Here is a 17227-nt window from a genome sequence, read left to right as displayed (position 1 = left end):
TTAGATTAAATTTGCAGTCAAAGCCGCTTTAGGCTATGAGACGCAGGACTAGATTAATTTAACATAGAGGGAAGTAAATGAGTGAACTGCCAAGCACCGCCCTTGTAACGGGCGGTTCCAGAGGAATCGGAGAAGCCTGCGCCAAAAGGCTCGCCAATGACGGCTTTGAAGTAATCATTACTTACGTAAGCCGCCCCGACGGAGCTGATAAAGTCTGCGCTGAAATTGAAGCAGCAGGCGGCAAGGCCCGCTCATTCAAACTTGATTCTTCTGACCGTGAGGCTGTGACCTCTTTCTTCAAGGAAGAGATCAAAGGTAAAGTGAAGCTGGACGTTCTGGTAAACAACGCCGGAATTACCCGCGACGGACTTCTGGTCCGCTTGAAGGATGAAGACTGGGACAAAGTTCTGGACATCAACCTTACCGGGGCTTTCACCTGCCTGCGTGAATCTGCAAAGATCATGATGAAGCAGCGTTACGGCAGAATCATCAACATTTCCTCTGTAGTTGGACAGGCCGGTAATGCCGGACAGGCCAACTACGCATCGGCCAAGGCCGGCCTTCTCGGGCTGACCAAGGCCAGCGCCATTGAGCTTGCTCCGCGCGGTGTCACAGTGAATGCCATTACACCGGGATTCATCCAGACTGACATGACCGCAGAACTGCCTGAAAAAGTCATGGCGCAGATGACGGATAGCATACCGCTGAAAAAACTCGGCACATCCGATGATATAGCGAACGCGGTTTCTTTCCTTGCCAAGGACGAATCCGGTTATATCACAGGCCAGACTCTCGCCGTTAACGGCGGGATGTACATGTAATCAAGAAACACTAAATAATGATTTGGAGGGGACTATGTCCGCAGCTGAAAAAGTAAAAGCAATTATCGTAGACCAGCTTGGCGTATCCGAAGACGAAATTAAAGACGAAGCATCTTTTGTTGAAGATCTCGGCGCTGACTCTCTCGACCTTACCGAACTCATCATGGCTATGGAAGAAGAGTTCGACGTTGAAATCGAAGACGAAGAAGCTCAGAAGATCCTCAAAGTCAAGGATGCAGTAGCATTCGTTGAAAGCAAGCAGTAGAACTGATTGCTTTACAGGGTTTTTAAAAGAGCGCCTTATTGCTCCTCACGGGCGTAAGGCGCTCCTTTTGTATGGCCCTCCAAAAAAATTAACCCCAACATATTTTACAGGTTTAAATATATGAACAGGGTAGTAGTAACAGGCGTTTCCGCCATCACCCCCCTTGGTAACGATGTGGATACCAGCTGGGACAACCTGCTTGCAGGCAAGTCCGGTATTGCTGAAGTTACCGCCTTTGATGCCAGCGAATACACCGCTCGCATCGCAGGTGAAGTCAAAGACTTTGACCCCAAAGAATTCATCCCCCACAAACAGGCCAAACGCATGGAAAGGTTCACACAGTTCGCTGTGGCAGCCAACCAGATGCTCATGGAGTCCACCGGACTCAAGCTTGAAGGGGATGACCGTGAACGTGCCGGAGTTGTTATCGGTGTAGGCCTCGGTGGTCTTGAGACCATTGAAAAGCAGCACGCCAAACTGGAAAAATCCGGTCCAAAAAAAATCACACCTTTTTTCATCCCGATCATCATCGGTAATATGGCAGCCGGACAGGTTTCCATCTTTGCCGAAGCGCAGGGCCCGAACCTGTGTATGTGTACAGCATGCGCATCCGGAACCCACGCCATCGGCGCAGCATACACCGACATCATGCTCGGCCGTGCCGATGTAATGATCTGCGGTGGTGCCGAATCCACCATCACTCCGCTGGGTTTTGCCGGATTCACCGCCATGAAAGCCCTCTCCACCCGCAATGACGATCCTGCTACCGCATCCCGTCCTTTCGACGCCGGACGCGACGGCTTTGTCATGGGTGAAGGCGCAGGTCTGCTGCTGCTGGAATCTCTTGAGCACGCCCAGAAACGCGGTGCTGAAATTCTGGCTGAAGTCGTTGGTTTCGGCGCATCTTCCGATGCCTACCACATGACCGCACCGCCGGAAGACGGCGCAGGCATGGCCCGAGCCATGAACGCAGCCATCCGTGAAGCAAAGATTGATCCTTCTGAAGTTGATCACATCAATGCACACGGTACCTCCACCAAGCTTAATGACTTCTGTGAAACCAAGGCTATTCATAAAGTCTTCGGTGACCATGCGAAGAACATTGCTATCAGTGCCAGCAAATCCCAGATCGGCCACCTCCTCGGTGGTGCGGGCGGTGTTGAAGCAGCTTTTGCTGTTAAAACACTTGCAACCGGAATCATCCCCGGAACCGCAAACCAGTTTGAAGCTGACCCCGACTGTGATCTCGATTACTGCAAAGACGGTAAACGTGAACAGCAGGTCAAATACGCACTCAGCAACTCGTTCGGCTTCGGCGGAACCAACGGCTGCATGCTGTTTAAAAAATTCGAAGAATAAGAATTAATATATTTGTTGCGGGGTAGCATGCTACCCCGCAACAAATAATAAATTTTAACAGGAGCTTGTCATGGAAGAACTGATGATGAAAGACCCGGCAGTAGCGGCTGCGATTGGACAGGAAGTAACCCGCCAGATGACCAAGCTGGAACTCATTGCTTCGGAGAACTTTACCTCCACAGCGGTCCGTCAGGCCATGGGCAGTGTAATGACCCACAAGTACGCAGAAGGTTACCCCGGCAAGCGTTACTACGGCGGTTGCGAATTCGTTGACCTTGCAGAAGACCTCGCCCGTGACCGTGCAAAAGAAATTTTCGGCTGCGAATACGTAAACGTACAGCCCCATTCCGGTTCTCAGGCCAACATGGCTGTCTACTTCGCGGCACTCCAGCCCGGCGACACCGTACTCGGCATGGACCTTTCCCACGGCGGTCACCTGACCCACGGTTCCCCGGTCAACTTTTCCGGCAAGCTCTTCGACATCAAATTCTACGGTGTTGATCCTGAGACCAAGACCATCAACTACGACAATGTTCTTGAGATTGCCAAAGAGTGCAAACCCAAGATGATCATTGCCGGTGCTTCCGCTTACCCCCGTGTAATCGACTTCGCACGCTTCCGCCAGATCGCTGATGAAGTTGGCGCAGTACTCATGGTGGACATGGCCCACATTGCAGGTCTCATCGCAGCAGGCGTACACCCCTCCTGCATTGAACACGCCCATTACACCACTACCACCACCCACAAGACCCTGCGCGGTCCCCGCGGCGGTATGATTCTTTCCACCGAAGAAAACAGCAAAAAACTGAATTCCAACATTTTCCCCGGTATTCAGGGCGGCCCGCTCATGCACGTTATCGCTGCTAAAGCTGTTGCTTTCGGTGAAGCACTCAGCCCTTCTTATGTTGAATACCAGAAGCAGGTTGTTGCCAACGCACAGGCTCTGGCTAAAAACCTCATGGACGCGGGTTTCGACCTCGTATCCGGCGGTACTGACAACCACCTGATGATGCTGGACCTGACCAACAAGGACATCACCGGTAAAGACGCTGAATTTGCTCTTGATGAAGCAGGTATCACCGTCAACAAAAACACCATTCCTTTTGAAACCCGTTCCCCGTTCGTGACTTCCGGCGTACGTATCGGTACCCCGGCCCTGACCACTCGCGGAATGAAAGAAGAAGAAATGGTAAAAGTCGCAGGCTGGATCACCGCCGCCCTCGATTCCGTTGGCAACGACACCAAACTGAACCAGATCAGCAAAGAAGTAGCTGAATTCGCAAAAGACTACCCGCTCTTCGCATACTAGGATCGCAATATTTGCCAAGTAAAGCGGCGAAGCCCTACTAAAAAAGTTTGGGATTCTTAAACCCTTTTTAAAGGGTTTAAGCCGCCGGAGGCAAAATGCTTTCATCATAGCGCGAAGCGCATCAAATCAATAAAAAACGGGCCCGAATATTCGGGTCCGTTTTCTCAGCTTCAAAGAAGGGAACAAATCCATGGATAACAGAATGCCTTGGCCGGACTACTTCATGCGCATCGCACACCTTGTTGCAGAGCGCGCCACCTGCACCCGCCGTAAAGTCGGTGCTGTTGCAGTGCTTGATAAACGCATCCTTGCCAGCGGTTACAACGGACCGCCCTCCGGCACCGCCCATTGCGCTGATGTCGGCTGCATCCGCGAAAAAATGGGTGTCCCTTCCGGTGAACGTCACGAACTCTGCCGCGGCCTGCATGCCGAGCAGAATGTCATCATTCAGTGCGCAACACACGGCGTATCCATGAAAGGTGCGGAAATCTACTGCACCACCCAGCCCTGTTTGATCTGCACAAAAATGCTGATCAATGCGGGAGTAAGCGCCATCTACTATTCCGAAAGCTACCCGGACGAACTTTCCGAACAGATGCTCAAAGAAGCCGGAGTGAAATTTGCTCTTCTTGAACTCGACATCTAACCCCGCAGAAGAGTTTATGGCCCGTGCAGTGGAACTTGCCATGCGCGGACGAAGCCGCACCGCCCCCAACCCTACAGTTGGCGCGGTAATGGTTTGTGACGGGCAAATCGTAGCTGAAGGCTATCATCAGTTCTGCGGCGGACTGCACGCCGAAAGGGAATGCATTGCCGATGCAAAGGCTAAAGGCGTGGACATGAGTAAATGCACCATGTTCGTGACTCTTGAACCATGCAACCATCACGGCAAGACTCCGCCCTGCACCGAGGGCATCCTTGAGGCGGGAATCCCGCATATTGTAGTCGGCACCCGCGACCCCAACCCCAAAGCTGCCGGGGGCATCGAATACCTTGAATCCAAGGGCGTAAAGGTTGATCAGGGTGTGTTGGAAGAGCAATGCAAAGACCTGATTTCCGATTTCCTGTGTTGGCAGTTCAAGGACCGGGCTTACTCCATCCTGAAGCTGGCCAGCACAATCGATGGGAAAATTGCCGGGGCTACCGGGGCGCAGGAAGCTGTTTCCTGCCCTGAATCTTTTCAGGATGTGCAGAAACTACGCTCCATGGTCGGGGCGGTGATTGTTGGCGGCAACACCCTGCGTGAAGATAACCCCAGCCTCAATTGCAGACTTAAGCCTCTGCCTGAGGGATTCAAACAGCCCAAGGCTGTGGTGGTTACCAATAATCTGCCGCAAAATCATGAAAATTACACACTGACTACAGTCAGGGCCGCTGAAACAATTTTCTGGACCAGCGAAGAACAGGCCGCTACAAAGACCGCCACGGAACTGAAAAGTAAAGGAATTGAGGTTCTACCTCTTCCCAGCAGCGAAAAAGGTCTTATACTTGAGAAAGGTTTCACAAGACTGCGCGAAAAACATGGTGTTTTGCGCACTCTCTGCGAAGGCGGAGGCAAGCTGGCCTGCTCACTGGCTGAACAGGGACTGGTGGATGAATTCGTCATGTATCAAGCACCCCGCATTCTGGGTAATGTGCAAGGCAGGCCGAATTTCGCAGGCTCTGAAAAGGTGCTTATCAGTGAAGCCACGGACCTGCGCATCAGCCGCGTGGAACAAAGCGGTCGTGATTTAAAAATAGTTTTCAAACCCGAAGGACAATAGCCGATGTTCACCGGACTGATTCAGGGAAAAGGACGTATTGAAAATGCTGAGAACCGGGGCAATGAAACCCGCTTCAAGGTAAGTGCGTCCAAGATCAAGGATTACGAAAAAGGCGAATCCATCGCTATAAACGGGGTTTGTCTCACTGTGGAAACCTACAGCGACAGCTGGTTTACCTGCTACGCCAGTAAAGAATCCATGTCAGTGACCAACCTCGGCAACCTTAAGCGCGGTTCCATGGTCAACTATGAACGCGCGCTGGCTATGGGTGACCGTCTGGGCGGGCATATTGTTTCCGGGCATGTAGACTGTCTGGGCGCAGTAGAATCTGTACGCCCTGCCGGTGAATCAAAAATTTACCGCATTAAATTTCCCATTGAGCACGGTAAATATGTGGTGCCCAAAGGCTCTGTAGCACTTGATGGTATCAGTCTAACTGTAAATGATTGCGGTGCTGATTATCTTGAAGTGAACATCATTCCCGAGACTCAGGAAGAGACCACCATCTCGCAGTGGACCCCGGGTTATGCGGTAAACATCGAGACTGACGTAATCGGAAAGTATGTTGAGCGCATGGTCGCACCATGGACCGGACAAAAAGCGACAGAAAAGCCCGAAAGCAAGCTCACAATGGATTTCCTGCGTGAAAACGGATTTTAAACACCTGAAATAAAACAACAAAAAAACATATTTCACCCTTTGTGCTTTTTGATGTATGAAGACAGACCTGTTTGTCAAAACAGACAGCGCTTTTTTTAAATAACTCTCCGCCCGGCGGAGCATGAGGATAACGAATATGCCTTTCTGCACTATCGAAGAAGCAATTGAGGACCTCCGCGAAGGTAAAATGGTCATCATGGTCGACGATGAAGACCGTGAAAATGAAGGTGATCTTGTCTGCGCCGCAGAAAAAGTGACCCCTGAAATCATTAACTTCATGGCTACTCACGGCAGAGGGCTTATCTGCCTCGCCATGTCCGGTGAAATGGTTGACCACCTTAAGCTCCCGCTTATGGCCCAGTCCAACGACTCCCAGTTCGGTACCAACTTCACAGTTTCCATTGAAGCACGTGAAGGCGTAACCACCGGTATCTCAGCAGCTGACCGCGCAACAACAATTCTTGCCGCTGTAGCTGATGAGTCCAAAGCCGAGGACATTGTCTCTCCCGGTCATATTTTTCCGCTCCGCGCCAAAGACGGCGGTGTTCTGGTCCGCGCCGGACAGACTGAAGGCAGCGTAGATCTTTCCCGTCTTGCCGGTCTCAAGCCCGCTGGCGTAATCTGCGAAATCATGAAGGACGACGGCACCATGGCCCGCCTTCCCGATCTCAAAGAATACGCAAAGCAGCATGACCTCAAGATCTGCTCCACCGAAGACCTGATCAAATATCGCATGAAATTCGGCAGCCACACCGTAACCCGCGAAGCTGACGCTGAACTGCCCACCCGCTGGGGCGATTTCAAGGCTTCCGCTTTCCATTCCAGCGAAGATGACCGCACTCATATTGCCCTGATCATGGGCGACATTGAACCGGGTGAGCCTGTGCTGGTCCGCGTTCATTCCGAATGTTTGACCGGCGACGTTTTCGGCTCCCAGCGTTGCGACTGCGGCGACCAGCTTGCTTCCGCAATGTGCATGATCCGCAATGAAGGTAAGGGTGTACTGCTTTACATGCGCCAGGAAGGACGCGGTATCGGCCTCGGCAACAAGATCAAGGCCTACCACTTGCAGGATCTCGGCTGCGACACTGTTGAAGCCAACGAAAGACTCGGTTTCAAAGCCGACCTTCGTGAATACGGCACCGGCGCACAGATTCTGGTCCAGCTCGGAATTTCCAAAATGAAACTCATGACCAACAACCCCAAAAAGATTGTCGGTCTTGAAGGTTACGGTCTTGAAGTTACTGAGCGTGTAGCCATTGAAATGGATGCCTGCGCAGCCAACCTCGATTACCTGAAAACCAAAAAAGATAAGATGGGCCACATGCTGGATCATCTTGAAGATAAAAAATAAAAGGGAGAAGCACCATGCCTCATATCAAAACCATTGAAGGTCAGCTCGATTCCAAGGGTCTGAAAATCGCATTCGTAGCCGGACGTTTCAACGATATCATCGTTGACAGACTGGTCGGCGGCGCGGTTGATTACCTCGCACGCCACGGCTGCGATAAGGAAAACATGACCCTGATCAAAGTACCCGGTGCTTTTGAAATTCCCGTGGTAACCAAGAAGCTCGCTGAATCCGGAAAATATGACGGCATCGTGGTTCTCGGTGCTGTTATCCGCGGCGCGACTCCCCACTTTGACTATGTCTGCAACGAGTGCGCAAAAGGCGTGGCCCAGGTAAGCATGGACAACGACCTGCCCATCGGTTTCGGTCTGCTGACCTGCGACACCATTGATCAGGCAGTTGAACGTGCCGGCTCCAAAGCAGGCAACAAGGGCGTTGAAGCAGCTTCCGCAATGCTGGAAACTGTACGCGTTCTGGAACAGATTTAACTAGAGTTTACAAATTCCGGCTTGTTTCACTGGAAACAACCAGAATTATTGAACATAATTTGAAGGCATATGGTCTCCGTCCCGCTGTTCGGAGACCATATGCCTGTTGTGTTGTTTAAATAACAATTTAGATGTATCTTGCGTTGCACGATAACTATAGCCAGCTATGGCCCGCAACCGCAGGATAGTGATGCAGATGTCCCAGACAAAAGGTTTACGCAGAAAAGGCCGCATACTAGCTTTTCAGGTACTTTACGGCCTGAGTTTTGTCCCTCCCCACGGCGGATGGACTTGTGAACGTATTTACAACCAGAGCCCAGCTGTTCTCAGGGAAACCGAAGAGGATCTGATCCTTTACGCCCGCGAACTGCTGCTCGGAATCTGGAGTTCACAGGAAGAACTAGACGAAGTTATCGGGAAATACTCCAAGCACTGGAAGATTGAAAGAATTGCAAAAGTAGAACTGGCGATCCTCAGACTCGCGGTATACGAACTGATGCACAAGCCCGATATCCCGCTCAAGGTGGGCATTAACGAAGGTATTGAACTGGCCAAGAAATTCGGCGACGGCAATTCCCGTAACTTCATCAACGGAATTCTAGACGCAGTTGCCCGTGACATCGACACCGGCAAATTCCAAGTGAAAAAGAATTTCTAATTGCCTCCGGCGGCCCTACCGGGAGTCCCTCCGGGGGCCAAAGACCCCTTTGAAAAGGGGTCTCTGGACTCTACCAAACTTTTTTAATAGGGCTTCGCCGTTTTGTATATCCAAACGGACTGTTAGCAAAAACGATGCGAAGCATAACTAAAACGTTTTGGGATTCTTAAACCCTTTTGAAAAAGGGTTTAAGGCCCCCGGCAGGACGCCCTGCGAGGCCGCCGGAGGCAATCCCTAATATAAGGATTTTCAAATGGGTTTTGGGAAATACGAACCGGAATTGATTGAAAACAAGTGGCAGAAGGAATGGACCGAGAAGGGTGCTTTCGATGTGGAAGCCGACGAGTCCCGCCCTAAGTACTATGTACTGGAAATGTTTCCCTACCCTTCCGGGAAAATCCACATGGGCCATGTGCGCAACTACTCCATCGGTGATGTTGTCGCCCGTTACAAACGCATGAAGGGTTTCAACGTGCTCCATCCCATGGGTTGGGACGCATTCGGCCTTCCTGCTGAAAACGCGGCCATCAAACACAACACCCACCCCGCTGAGTGGACCTACGCAAACATAGATGACATGCGTACCCAGCTCAAGCGCCTGGGTTACTCCTACGACTGGCGTCGTGAACTGGCGACCTGCCATCCCGGCTACTACAAGTGGGAACAGCAGTTTTTCCTTAAATTCCTTGAAAAGGGTCTGGTTTACCGTAAGAAATCCCCGGTTAACTGGTGTGAAACCTGCCATACCGTGCTGGCTAACGAACAGGTTGAAGACGGCCTGTGCTGGCGTTGTGACACTCAGGTGGAACAGAAAGAACTTTCCCAGTGGTTCCTGCGCATCACCGATTACGCCGAAGAACTGCTTGAAAGCTTAAGCGGGCTTGAAGGCGGCTGGCCTGAGCGCGTTATCACCATGCAGCGCAACTGGATCGGTAAATCAATCGGTGCGGAACTTGATTTCGAAGTTGAGAATTCCGATGAATCCATCAGTGTTTTTACCACCCGCCCGGACACCCTTTTCGGTGCAACTTTCATGTCTCTTGCTGCCGAGCATCCCATGGTGGAAAAGCTCATCGAAGGCAAGCCTGAAGCTGACAAGGTTCGCGAATTCGTGACCAAAGTTTCCAACATGGACCGCATTGTGCGCGGAGCGGATGACCTTGAGAAAGAAGGTGTTTTCACCGGTGCCTACTGCATCAACCCGCTTAACGGTCAGAAGATGCCCATTTACGTGGCAAACTTCGTACTCATGGGCTACGGTACCGGCGCAGTAATGGCTGTTCCCGCACATGACCAACGCGACTTTGAATTCGCCAAGAAATACGACCTGCCCATGCAGGTGGTTATCCAGCCTGAAGGTGAAACCCTCAAACTGGAAGAAATGGAAGAAGCGTACTCCGCTCCCGGCGTACTGACCAATTCCGGCGATTTTGATAACATGCCCAACGAAGATGCCAAAGGCGCAATCGTTGATTTCTTAGGCGAATCCGGCAAGGGCAAAAAGTCCATCAACTATCGTCTGCGTGACTGGAACATTTCCCGTCAGCGTTTCTGGGGTTCCCCCATTCCGGTAATCTACTGCGACGATTGCGGAATCGTGCCTGTTCCCGAACAGGACTTGCCCGTTGTACTGCCCGAAGATGCAGTCATGAACGAGGACGGACGCTCTCCGCTTCCGGATATGGAAAGTTTCCACAAAGTCACCTGCCCCAAGTGCGGCAAGATGGCCACCCGCGAAACCGATACCATGGATACCTTTGTGGAATCCTCATGGTACTTCATGCGCTATACCGATTCCCGCAAGGCTGATGCTCCTTTTGACAGCAACTCCCTTGAATACTGGTCCCCGGTTGACCAGTACATCGGCGGAATCGAACACGCCATTCTGCACCTGCTCTACGCAAGATTCTTCACCAAGATGTTGCGCGACGAGGGTTACACCAAGCTCAGCGAACCGTTCAAGAATCTGCTCACTCAGGGCATGGTCCTCAAAGACGGTGCCAAGATGTCCAAATCCAAGGGCAATGTGGTCGACCCCAATGCAATGATCAATAAGTATGGTGCGGACGCCACCAGACTGTTCATCCTCTTTGCCTCCCCGCCTGAAAAAGACCTCGAATGGTCTGATCAGGGTCTGGAAGGAGCGCATCGCTTCCTGAACAGGATCTGGAGACTGGCGGAAGAATTTGAAGGTAAGCTCAGTGCAACAGGCGCATGTGCCAAGCCTTGCATGGATCTCTCTTCTGATGCAAAGAAGCTGCGTCTCAAAGAACACGAGACCGTCAAGCGCGCCAGCCGTGACATGGAAAATAAATTCCAGTTCAACACTGTCATTGCTGCCTCCATGGAACTGGTCAACGAGATTTACTCTCTCAAAGACAAGCTCATGGAAAGCGAAGATGGACGTTTCGCGCTCTCTTCCGCATACAGCACCGTGCTGACCGTACTTGCTCCCATTGCCCCGCACCTCTGTGAGGAACTCTGGGCAACCATGGGTTACGAAGGCTACATTGCCGAAGTAGCATGGCCCGAGCATGACGAAGATGCACTGGTAACTGATGAAATCCTGATCATCATTCAGGTGAACGGCAAAATGCGCGGTAAACTTTCCGTGCCCGCTGCCGCTTCCAAGGAAGAAATTGAAAAAACAGCACTTGCCCACGAAAACGTGACCAAGCACACCGATGGCAAGACCATCCGCAAGGTTATCGTTGTTCCCGGCAAGTTGATTAATATTGTGGCGAACTAGGTTCGCTTGCCTCCGGCGGCTGGGGAAGGAAAAACTTTTGCAAAAGTTTTTCCTTCCCCAGACCCCATCCTTTTCAAAACCTTTTATTATGGCTTCGCCGCTTCGTATGTGCAGGCGTGCTACTCACCTTCAGGCAAAAACAAGGAGTTAGAGCTGTGGTTGTTATGAATTATGTTAAAAAGCTGATCCTGCTGCTGTGTATTGTTTTTGCTGTCTCTGCCTGCGGCTACCATAACTCTGAAACCGAACCTAACCGGGTCGGTAAACAATTCCGCGAAGTAGCCATTGCCAAGGTGGAAAACCCCACTCTTGAACGCTGGCTTGAGCCTAAGATTCGTTCCATGATGCGTGATGAAATTACCCGTCGCGGCCAATTGGTCTGGACTGACAAATCCAAAGCAGAAGCACTTTTCAATATCAGAATTCTGGAACTTTCTGACGGCAGCCGCATCCTCGGTGATCAGGATGTTACCCTGAAATACGACATGACCCTCAAGCTTCAGATGAAAGTCACCAGCGCAGCTGACGGTTCCCTGATCTGGAATTCCGGCCCCCTTGAAGTGACTGAATCCTACTATGTAGGTCAGGAAGATGCCACCCAACAGCTGATCACCAAGCTCATGGTCCGCCGTCTCGTAGACCGCATGAATCAGGCATACTAATGTCCAGACCCGGATACATGTTTCTCATCTGCCCCGATGCAGAACTGCTGCACGCCAGCATTAACGAGCTTCAGGAAAAGCACGGGGCTACAGATTACGAGAAAAAAGTATACTGGGCGGACGAAGACCTGCCCCAGCAATTCTGGGACGACCTGACTTTGCAAACTCTTTTCGGATCCAGCAAAGTTGTCATCCTGCGCCGCGCCCACAAGCTCAAAGTTGCGGTCTGGAAGAATATCGACAAGACAGTAGCTTCTCTTTCAGATTCGTCATTTCTTTTTATCTGCCTTGAAGGGCAATGGAAAAGCAAAACCCCGCCTGTTCCGGCAGTACTCAAAAAACGCCAATGCTGGAAATTCGCTGACAAGCAAAAATGGTTCTGGAAATCCGCCGGTCTTGACCAAAAATCAATTTCCGGATTTGTGGGTAAATGGGCCAGAAGCAATGATCTGCACATTGACAGCCCGGTTTTGAACGCCCTTTCGCAGGCCCTGCCCAAAGATGCCCGCGCCGCAAGACTGGAACTGGATAAGCTGGATCTCGCAGCCGGGCCGGATCGAAAGATTCTCATGGAGCACATCGCACTCATCGCCCATTCTGAAGAGATGGATTTCTTTGCCTTCATGCGCTCCATGTCTGAAGGCGGCGATCCAGTTGAGATATGGCGTAGAGTATTAACTAACCATAGCGAAAAAGACTCCATGATCTTCATGCTCACCGCATCCCTGACCCGTGAGGCCAGAGCCTTGTGGATGATGGTCCATGGTGAAGATTCAGAAGTCCGCTTGCCGCCTTTCGTCAAGAAACAGAAGCAGGGCCTTGCCCAACGCTTAGGTCCGGCCCGTATTGCCAGACTTTTTGACATTGTCATGGAAGCTGAAATCGGCATCAAAACCGGACAGCGCAAACCCGAACAGGCTCTTGAACTGCTGGTGGCCTCACTCACTTCCCTTTTTGCTCCCCCGCAACGCAGACGCTGATTCAAATTTAAACGTCACTCAAATCAAGTGTAAAAACCATCTTTTTACATTCTTTTTGTGTTTTTTTGCCTGTTTTACACCATTTCACATGTTAAACAGGTTGCTTTGCACATACATCCGGTTTATTCATCATAAAAATCATCCCGCTAAAGATCTCAGCTTTTTATCTGAATCAGGACCGGGTTTTAACTGTACTACTTGCCAAAGCATACTTACTATTTATTATGAAGGATAAACCTCATTACCACGGTCACCGCCAGCGGCTTAAAGAAAGGCTTGGAAAAAATCCGGCCGGACTTGCCGACTATGAAATACTGGAGCTGCTCCTCGGGCAGGTGCTGCCAAGGCGTGATACCAAACCCATTGCCAAGGAACTCCTGACTGAGTTCGGTTCTCTTGGCGGGGTTTTCAGGGCCCCCGAAGAACAACTCAAAAAGTTTAAAGGGATCGGGCCGGGGGTTTTGATATTTTTTACGCTTATGCGTGAATTTTGGACCAGAATTGCCGAAGAACCCATGAAGAATACGGAAACACTTTCTTCGGCTGAGGCTGTCCGCAAAGCGGCTATGGCCCGGATCGGCAATTTGTCCAAGGAAGAATTTTGGATTGCACTGGTCAATAACCGGAACAAAGTGATATGCTGGGAGAGGCTGTCAGAAGGCACTGTGGATAAGACCGCAGTATATCCGCGCGAGGTTGTGGCACTGGCCCTGCGCCACAATGCCAGCGGAGTGATTCTGACTCACAACCATCCCGGCGGGGACCCGTCTCCATCTCCTGAAGACACGGAGAGAACTATGGAAATAGCCGCTCTATGTCAGGACATGGAAATACGTCTGCTGGATCACGTTATCGTGACCGCGGACAGGTTCCACAGCTTCAAGGAAGCAGGATATTTGTAGTTCACCTCAACTTGAAAGGAGGGTCCTATGATCAGAAGCTATCATTGTGTTGTTACCGGTAAGGTGCAGGGAGTATTCTTCCGGGCCTGGGTTAATGATCAGGCTGTCGCGCTGAACCTGAGCGGTTGGGTGCGCAACCTTGATGAAGGCAAGATTGAAGTGCTGCTGCAAGGCGATGAAGCAAAAGTCGCTGAAATGAGAACCCGGCTGCTGGTCGGTCCTCCGCTTTCGCAGGTTTCCGATGTGAAATGCGAATGGATGGATTACGATACCGAGCATAAGGGATTTGAAATCCGCTAGTGTAAGCTACCCAAAATAAATTCTTATTTATTTTGGTAAAACTGACTGACAAGCTATCCGGCTCCGGCCTGAGCGGTATGGAGCCGGATATTTAATGCTTTTTTAATAGATAAAGACAACCACTTCTGAACTAAAGGATTTTGCGTTGAAGAAAAAAAAATCACCTATCAAACCGCTTAAGCTGAACAAAAAAGATAAAGCGGAAGTTCAAAAAAAAGCGCACCTGGAGCCTGAGTCCGATGCAGGCAATGATCAGGGACTTAACAAACCCCCGGTTTCTCCGCTGAACGTGCTCCACGATGCAGCTGACCTGCTGGATGACGCGGGCAGCATTCCCGATGATGCCCATATCGACATTCCCACCACCCTTCCGGTGCTGGCAGTGCGGGACATTGTTGTCTTCAATTATATGATTCTTCCGCTTTTTGTGGGCCGCGAAAAATCCGTCAATGCAGTGGAAGCAGCCATGACCAGCAACCGCTACGTCATGGTCGTGACCCAAAAAGATGAAAGCGTCGAAAATCCGGAACACGAAGACCTCTATCTGACCGGGACAGTGTGCATGATCATGCGCATGCTCAAAATGCCTGATGGTCGTTTAAAAGTATTGGTGCAGGGTGTCTCCCGCGCCAGAATCAAAAGATTCATCGGCTCCGAGCCTTTCCATATCGCTGAAATCGAAGCCATCCCCGAAGCTGAATCCGGGGATCTGGATGCCACTCAGGAAGCACTGGTCCGCTCCTCCCGTGAGCAGAGCGAAAAGATTCTCACCCTGCGCGGAATCTCCTCTGCTGATATCATGAGCGTGCTCAACAGTGTTGATGAACCGGGCCGACTTGCCGACCTCATCGCCTCAAACCTGCGCATGAAAGTTGATGTTGCCCAGTCCATCCTTGAATGCGGGGAACCTGTTGAACGGTTGACTCTGGTCAACACCCAGCTCACGCAGGAAGTGGAAGTTGCTTCCATGCAGAACAAGATCCAGTCCATGGCCAAAGAAGGAATGGACAAGGCCCAGAAAGATTTCTATCTGCGCGAGCAGCTTAAGGCCATCAAGAAAGAACTTGGTGAATCCACGGATGAAGCAGAAGAAGCAGAAGAAATCCGCACAGCCATCGCTAAAGCCAAGATGCCCAAGGACGTGCGCAAGGAAGCGGAGAAACAGCTCCGCCGCCTTGAAGCCATGCACCCCGAAGCATCCGAAGCAACCGTCATCCGCACCTATCTTGACTGGATGATCGAGATTCCGTGGTCCAAACAATCTCGCGACCGTCTCGATATCATTGATGCCAAGAAAATCCTTGATGAAGACCATTACGATCTTGAAAAGGTCAAGGAACGCATCCTTGAATATTTAAGTGTACGCAAACTGAACCCGTCCATGAAAGGCCCTATTCTCTGCTTTGTGGGCCCTCCGGGCGTCGGTAAAACTTCGCTGGGCCGCTCCATCGCGCGCAGTCTTAAACGCAAATTCCACCGCATGTCCCTTGGCGGAATGCGTGATGAAGCTGAGATTCGCGGTCACCGCCGCACCTACATCGGCTCCATGCCCGGACGTATCATTCAGGGCCTCAAGCAGTGCGGAACCCGCAACCCGGTAATCATGCTTGATGAAATCGACAAGCTAGGTTCTGATTTCCGCGGCGACCCATCTTCAGCACTGCTGGAAGTACTGGACCCGGAACAGAACAACTCTTTCACCGACCATTACCTGAACGTGCCTTACGATCTTTCCAAGGTCATGTTCATCTGCACCGCCAACGTGCTGGATTCCATCCCCCGTCCCCTGCTGGACCGCATGGAAGTAATCCGCATTCCCGGCTACACTGAATACGACAAAATCAATATTGCCAAGCGTTACATCCTCGGACGCCAGTGCACGGAAAACGGTCTCAAGGAAGACGAAATGATCATGGCTGATGATATCATCGGCAAAATCATCAAGGAATACACCCGCGAAGCCGGCCTGCGTAACCTTGAACGCGAAGTAGGTTCCGTATGCCGCAAACTGGCCCGTAAAAAGGCAGAAGGCGAGAAAGCCCCCTTTGAAGTGACCGCTGACAACCTGCATAAATATCTCGGTATTCCCAAGCATCTTGAAGATGAAAAGGAAAATGAACTCCCCGCAGGTGTAGCGCTGGGCCTTGCCTGGACTCCTGTCGGCGGCACAGTGCTGCACGTCGAAGTCTCAGCCATGCCCGGTAAGGGCAAGCAGCTGCTGACCGGGCAACTCGGCGATGTGATGAAGGAATCCGCACAGGCTGCGGTATCTTTTGCCCGCCGCCATGCGGATGAATACGGCATCAGCTCCAAGTTCCACGAAGAGCAGGATCTGCACATCCACGTTCCCGACGGGGCCACTCCCAAAGACGGTCCGTCTGCCGGCGTAACCTTGGTCACCGCCCTTGTTTCCGCTCTGACCGGAACCCCGGCGGACCCGGAACTGGCCATGACCGGGGAAATCTCCCTGCGCGGCCGTGTCCTTCCGGTTGGCGGCATCAAGGAAAAGATCCTCGCTGCCGTATCTCTGGGAATGAAACGGGTACTTATCCCCTCCCAGAACCAGAAGGATCTCGAAGATATTCCCGATGAACTTCTGGCAAAAATAGAAATTACTCCCATCGAACGTATCGATGAAGTCTGGCCCATTGCCAAGACTAAGTAAGTCGGTCAATAAAAAACTCCAATCCCCGCAAGTGTTATCGCTTGCGGGGATTTTTTTTTCTCAACCCGGACCTGATTTACCTGATTCAGGTCCGCCCAGCTCGATACCTTTAAAGTGAATGGGAAAAGGATTGCTTTGAATAATAGAAGTTCAGGGCATACTTCCGCAACTTTAACACAGGTAGCAAATAATGAACTTTTCTGATTACCGGATGGAACGCAGGTCCCGAAAAGAACTCACAACCGGACTGGTGCTTTACGGAGAAAACGAGCCAGCCGAGATGCAGATCGACAAT

At 51.3% G+C, this 17227-nt stretch carries 16 protein-coding genes; all 16 read left to right on the top strand.

What is annotated here, in order from left to right; genetic code table 11:
• Window positions 1–77 precede the first annotated feature (77 nt).
• The 16 genes from fabG to lon all read left to right on the top strand — a co-directional run bounded on the left by fabG (window position 78) and on the right by lon (window position 16932).
• The gene (gene fabG / locus FMS18_RS00080) at window positions 78–821 is read left to right on the top strand and encodes a 3-oxoacyl-[acyl-carrier-protein] reductase (RefSeq protein ID WP_163291711.1); all 744 of its coding nucleotides are present in this window, start codon (window positions 78–80) and stop codon (window positions 819–821) included.
• A gap of 34 nt (window positions 822–855) precedes the next feature.
• Window positions 856–1086, top strand: a complete 231-nt coding sequence (locus FMS18_RS00075) for an acyl carrier protein (RefSeq protein ID WP_163291710.1) — start codon at window positions 856–858, stop codon at window positions 1084–1086.
• A gap of 120 nt (window positions 1087–1206) precedes the next feature.
• The gene (gene fabF, locus FMS18_RS00070; RefSeq protein ID WP_163291709.1) at window positions 1207–2445 is read left to right on the top strand and encodes a beta-ketoacyl-ACP synthase II; all 1239 of its coding nucleotides are present in this window, start codon (window positions 1207–1209) and stop codon (window positions 2443–2445) included.
• 70 nt (window positions 2446–2515) lie between these two features.
• Window positions 2516–3754 carry a serine hydroxymethyltransferase gene (glyA, locus tag FMS18_RS00065; RefSeq protein WP_163291708.1) on the top strand — a complete coding sequence of 413 codons (1239 nt, stop codon included), beginning with the start codon at window positions 2516–2518 and terminating at the stop codon, window positions 3752–3754.
• Window positions 3755–3944: 190 nt separating this feature from the next.
• Window positions 3945–4400 (top strand): cytidine/deoxycytidylate deaminase family protein, encoded by a 456-nt coding sequence (locus tag FMS18_RS00060; RefSeq protein ID WP_163291707.1) that lies wholly within the window; start codon window positions 3945–3947, stop codon window positions 4398–4400.
• The gene (ribD, locus tag FMS18_RS00055) at window positions 4384–5517 is read left to right on the top strand and encodes a bifunctional diaminohydroxyphosphoribosylaminopyrimidine deaminase/5-amino-6-(5-phosphoribosylamino)uracil reductase RibD (RefSeq protein WP_163291706.1); all 1134 of its coding nucleotides are present in this window, start codon (window positions 4384–4386) and stop codon (window positions 5515–5517) included. Before FMS18_RS00060 ends, ribD begins: the two co-directional genes overlap by 17 nt.
• Before the next feature lie 3 nt (window positions 5518–5520).
• Window positions 5521–6177: a riboflavin synthase gene (locus tag FMS18_RS00050; protein ID WP_163291705.1), complete on the top strand. Its 657-nt coding sequence runs from the start codon at window positions 5521–5523 to the stop codon at window positions 6175–6177.
• Between the two features lie 136 nt (window positions 6178–6313).
• Complete coding sequence (locus FMS18_RS00045) at window positions 6314–7531, top strand: bifunctional 3,4-dihydroxy-2-butanone-4-phosphate synthase/GTP cyclohydrolase II (protein WP_163291704.1); 1218 nt, start codon at window positions 6314–6316, stop codon at window positions 7529–7531.
• Between the two features lie 14 nt (window positions 7532–7545).
• On the top strand, window positions 7546–8016 hold the full coding sequence (ribE, locus tag FMS18_RS00040) for a 6,7-dimethyl-8-ribityllumazine synthase (protein ID WP_163291703.1): 471 nt from the start codon (window positions 7546–7548) through the stop codon (window positions 8014–8016).
• A 190-nt stretch (window positions 8017–8206) separates the two neighbouring features.
• A complete protein-coding gene (nusB, locus tag FMS18_RS00035) occupies window positions 8207–8674 on the top strand; it encodes a transcription antitermination factor NusB (RefSeq protein WP_163291702.1) in 468 nt (155 codons plus the stop codon).
• A 253-nt stretch (window positions 8675–8927) separates the two neighbouring features.
• Complete coding sequence (gene leuS / locus FMS18_RS00030; protein ID WP_163291701.1) at window positions 8928–11423, top strand: leucine--tRNA ligase; 2496 nt, start codon at window positions 8928–8930, stop codon at window positions 11421–11423.
• Window positions 11424–11587: 164 nt separating this feature from the next.
• A complete protein-coding gene (gene lptE, locus FMS18_RS00025; protein WP_203544487.1) occupies window positions 11588–12085 on the top strand; it encodes an LPS assembly lipoprotein LptE in 498 nt (165 codons plus the stop codon).
• Complete coding sequence (gene holA / locus FMS18_RS00020) at window positions 12085–13065, top strand: DNA polymerase III subunit delta (RefSeq protein WP_163291699.1); 981 nt, start codon at window positions 12085–12087, stop codon at window positions 13063–13065. Before lptE ends, holA begins: the two co-directional genes overlap by 1 nt.
• Before the next feature lie 224 nt (window positions 13066–13289).
• On the top strand, window positions 13290–13967 hold the full coding sequence (radC, locus tag FMS18_RS00015; RefSeq protein ID WP_163291698.1) for a DNA repair protein RadC: 678 nt from the start codon (window positions 13290–13292) through the stop codon (window positions 13965–13967).
• 27 nt (window positions 13968–13994) lie between these two features.
• Window positions 13995–14267 carry an acylphosphatase gene (locus FMS18_RS00010; protein ID WP_163291697.1) on the top strand — a complete coding sequence of 91 codons (273 nt, stop codon included), beginning with the start codon at window positions 13995–13997 and terminating at the stop codon, window positions 14265–14267.
• 145 nt (window positions 14268–14412) lie between these two features.
• Window positions 14413–16932 (top strand): endopeptidase La, encoded by a 2520-nt coding sequence (gene lon, locus FMS18_RS00005; RefSeq protein WP_163291696.1) that lies wholly within the window; start codon window positions 14413–14415, stop codon window positions 16930–16932.
• The last annotated feature ends 295 nt before the right edge of the window (window positions 16933–17227 follow it).

It is taken from the genome of Desulfovibrio sp. JC022 (genome assembly GCF_010470665.1).
In the GTDB taxonomy this organism is placed as follows: Bacteria; Desulfobacterota; Desulfovibrionia; order Desulfovibrionales; family Desulfovibrionaceae; genus Maridesulfovibrio.
This window is presented reverse-complemented; position numbering and strand designations above follow the sequence as displayed.

Coding starts and splice junctions, on each gene's coding strand:
- fabF (WP_163291709.1), top strand. CDS start 1,207: ATGAACAGGGTAGTAGTAACAGGCGTTTCCGCCATCACCCCCCTTGGT.
- ribE (WP_163291703.1), top strand. CDS start 7,546: ATGCCTCATATCAAAACCATTGAAGGTCAGCTCGATTCCAAGGGTCTG.
- radC (WP_163291698.1), top strand. CDS start 13,290: ATGAAGGATAAACCTCATTACCACGGTCACCGCCAGCGGCTTAAAGAA.
- nusB (WP_163291702.1), top strand. CDS start 8,207: ATGCAGATGTCCCAGACAAAAGGTTTACGCAGAAAAGGCCGCATACTA.
- FMS18_RS00010 (WP_163291697.1), top strand. CDS start 13,995: ATGATCAGAAGCTATCATTGTGTTGTTACCGGTAAGGTGCAGGGAGTA.
- lptE (WP_203544487.1), top strand. CDS start 11,588: ATGAATTATGTTAAAAAGCTGATCCTGCTGCTGTGTATTGTTTTTGCT.
- FMS18_RS00060 (WP_163291707.1), top strand. CDS start 3,945: ATGGATAACAGAATGCCTTGGCCGGACTACTTCATGCGCATCGCACAC.
- leuS (WP_163291701.1), top strand. CDS start 8,928: ATGGGTTTTGGGAAATACGAACCGGAATTGATTGAAAACAAGTGGCAG.
- FMS18_RS00050 (WP_163291705.1), top strand. CDS start 5,521: ATGTTCACCGGACTGATTCAGGGAAAAGGACGTATTGAAAATGCTGAG.
- FMS18_RS00045 (WP_163291704.1), top strand. CDS start 6,314: ATGCCTTTCTGCACTATCGAAGAAGCAATTGAGGACCTCCGCGAAGGT.
- glyA (WP_163291708.1), top strand. CDS start 2,516: ATGGAAGAACTGATGATGAAAGACCCGGCAGTAGCGGCTGCGATTGGA.
- FMS18_RS00075 (WP_163291710.1), top strand. CDS start 856: ATGTCCGCAGCTGAAAAAGTAAAAGCAATTATCGTAGACCAGCTTGGC.
- holA (WP_163291699.1), top strand. CDS start 12,085: ATGTCCAGACCCGGATACATGTTTCTCATCTGCCCCGATGCAGAACTG.
- fabG (WP_163291711.1), top strand. CDS start 78: ATGAGTGAACTGCCAAGCACCGCCCTTGTAACGGGCGGTTCCAGAGGA.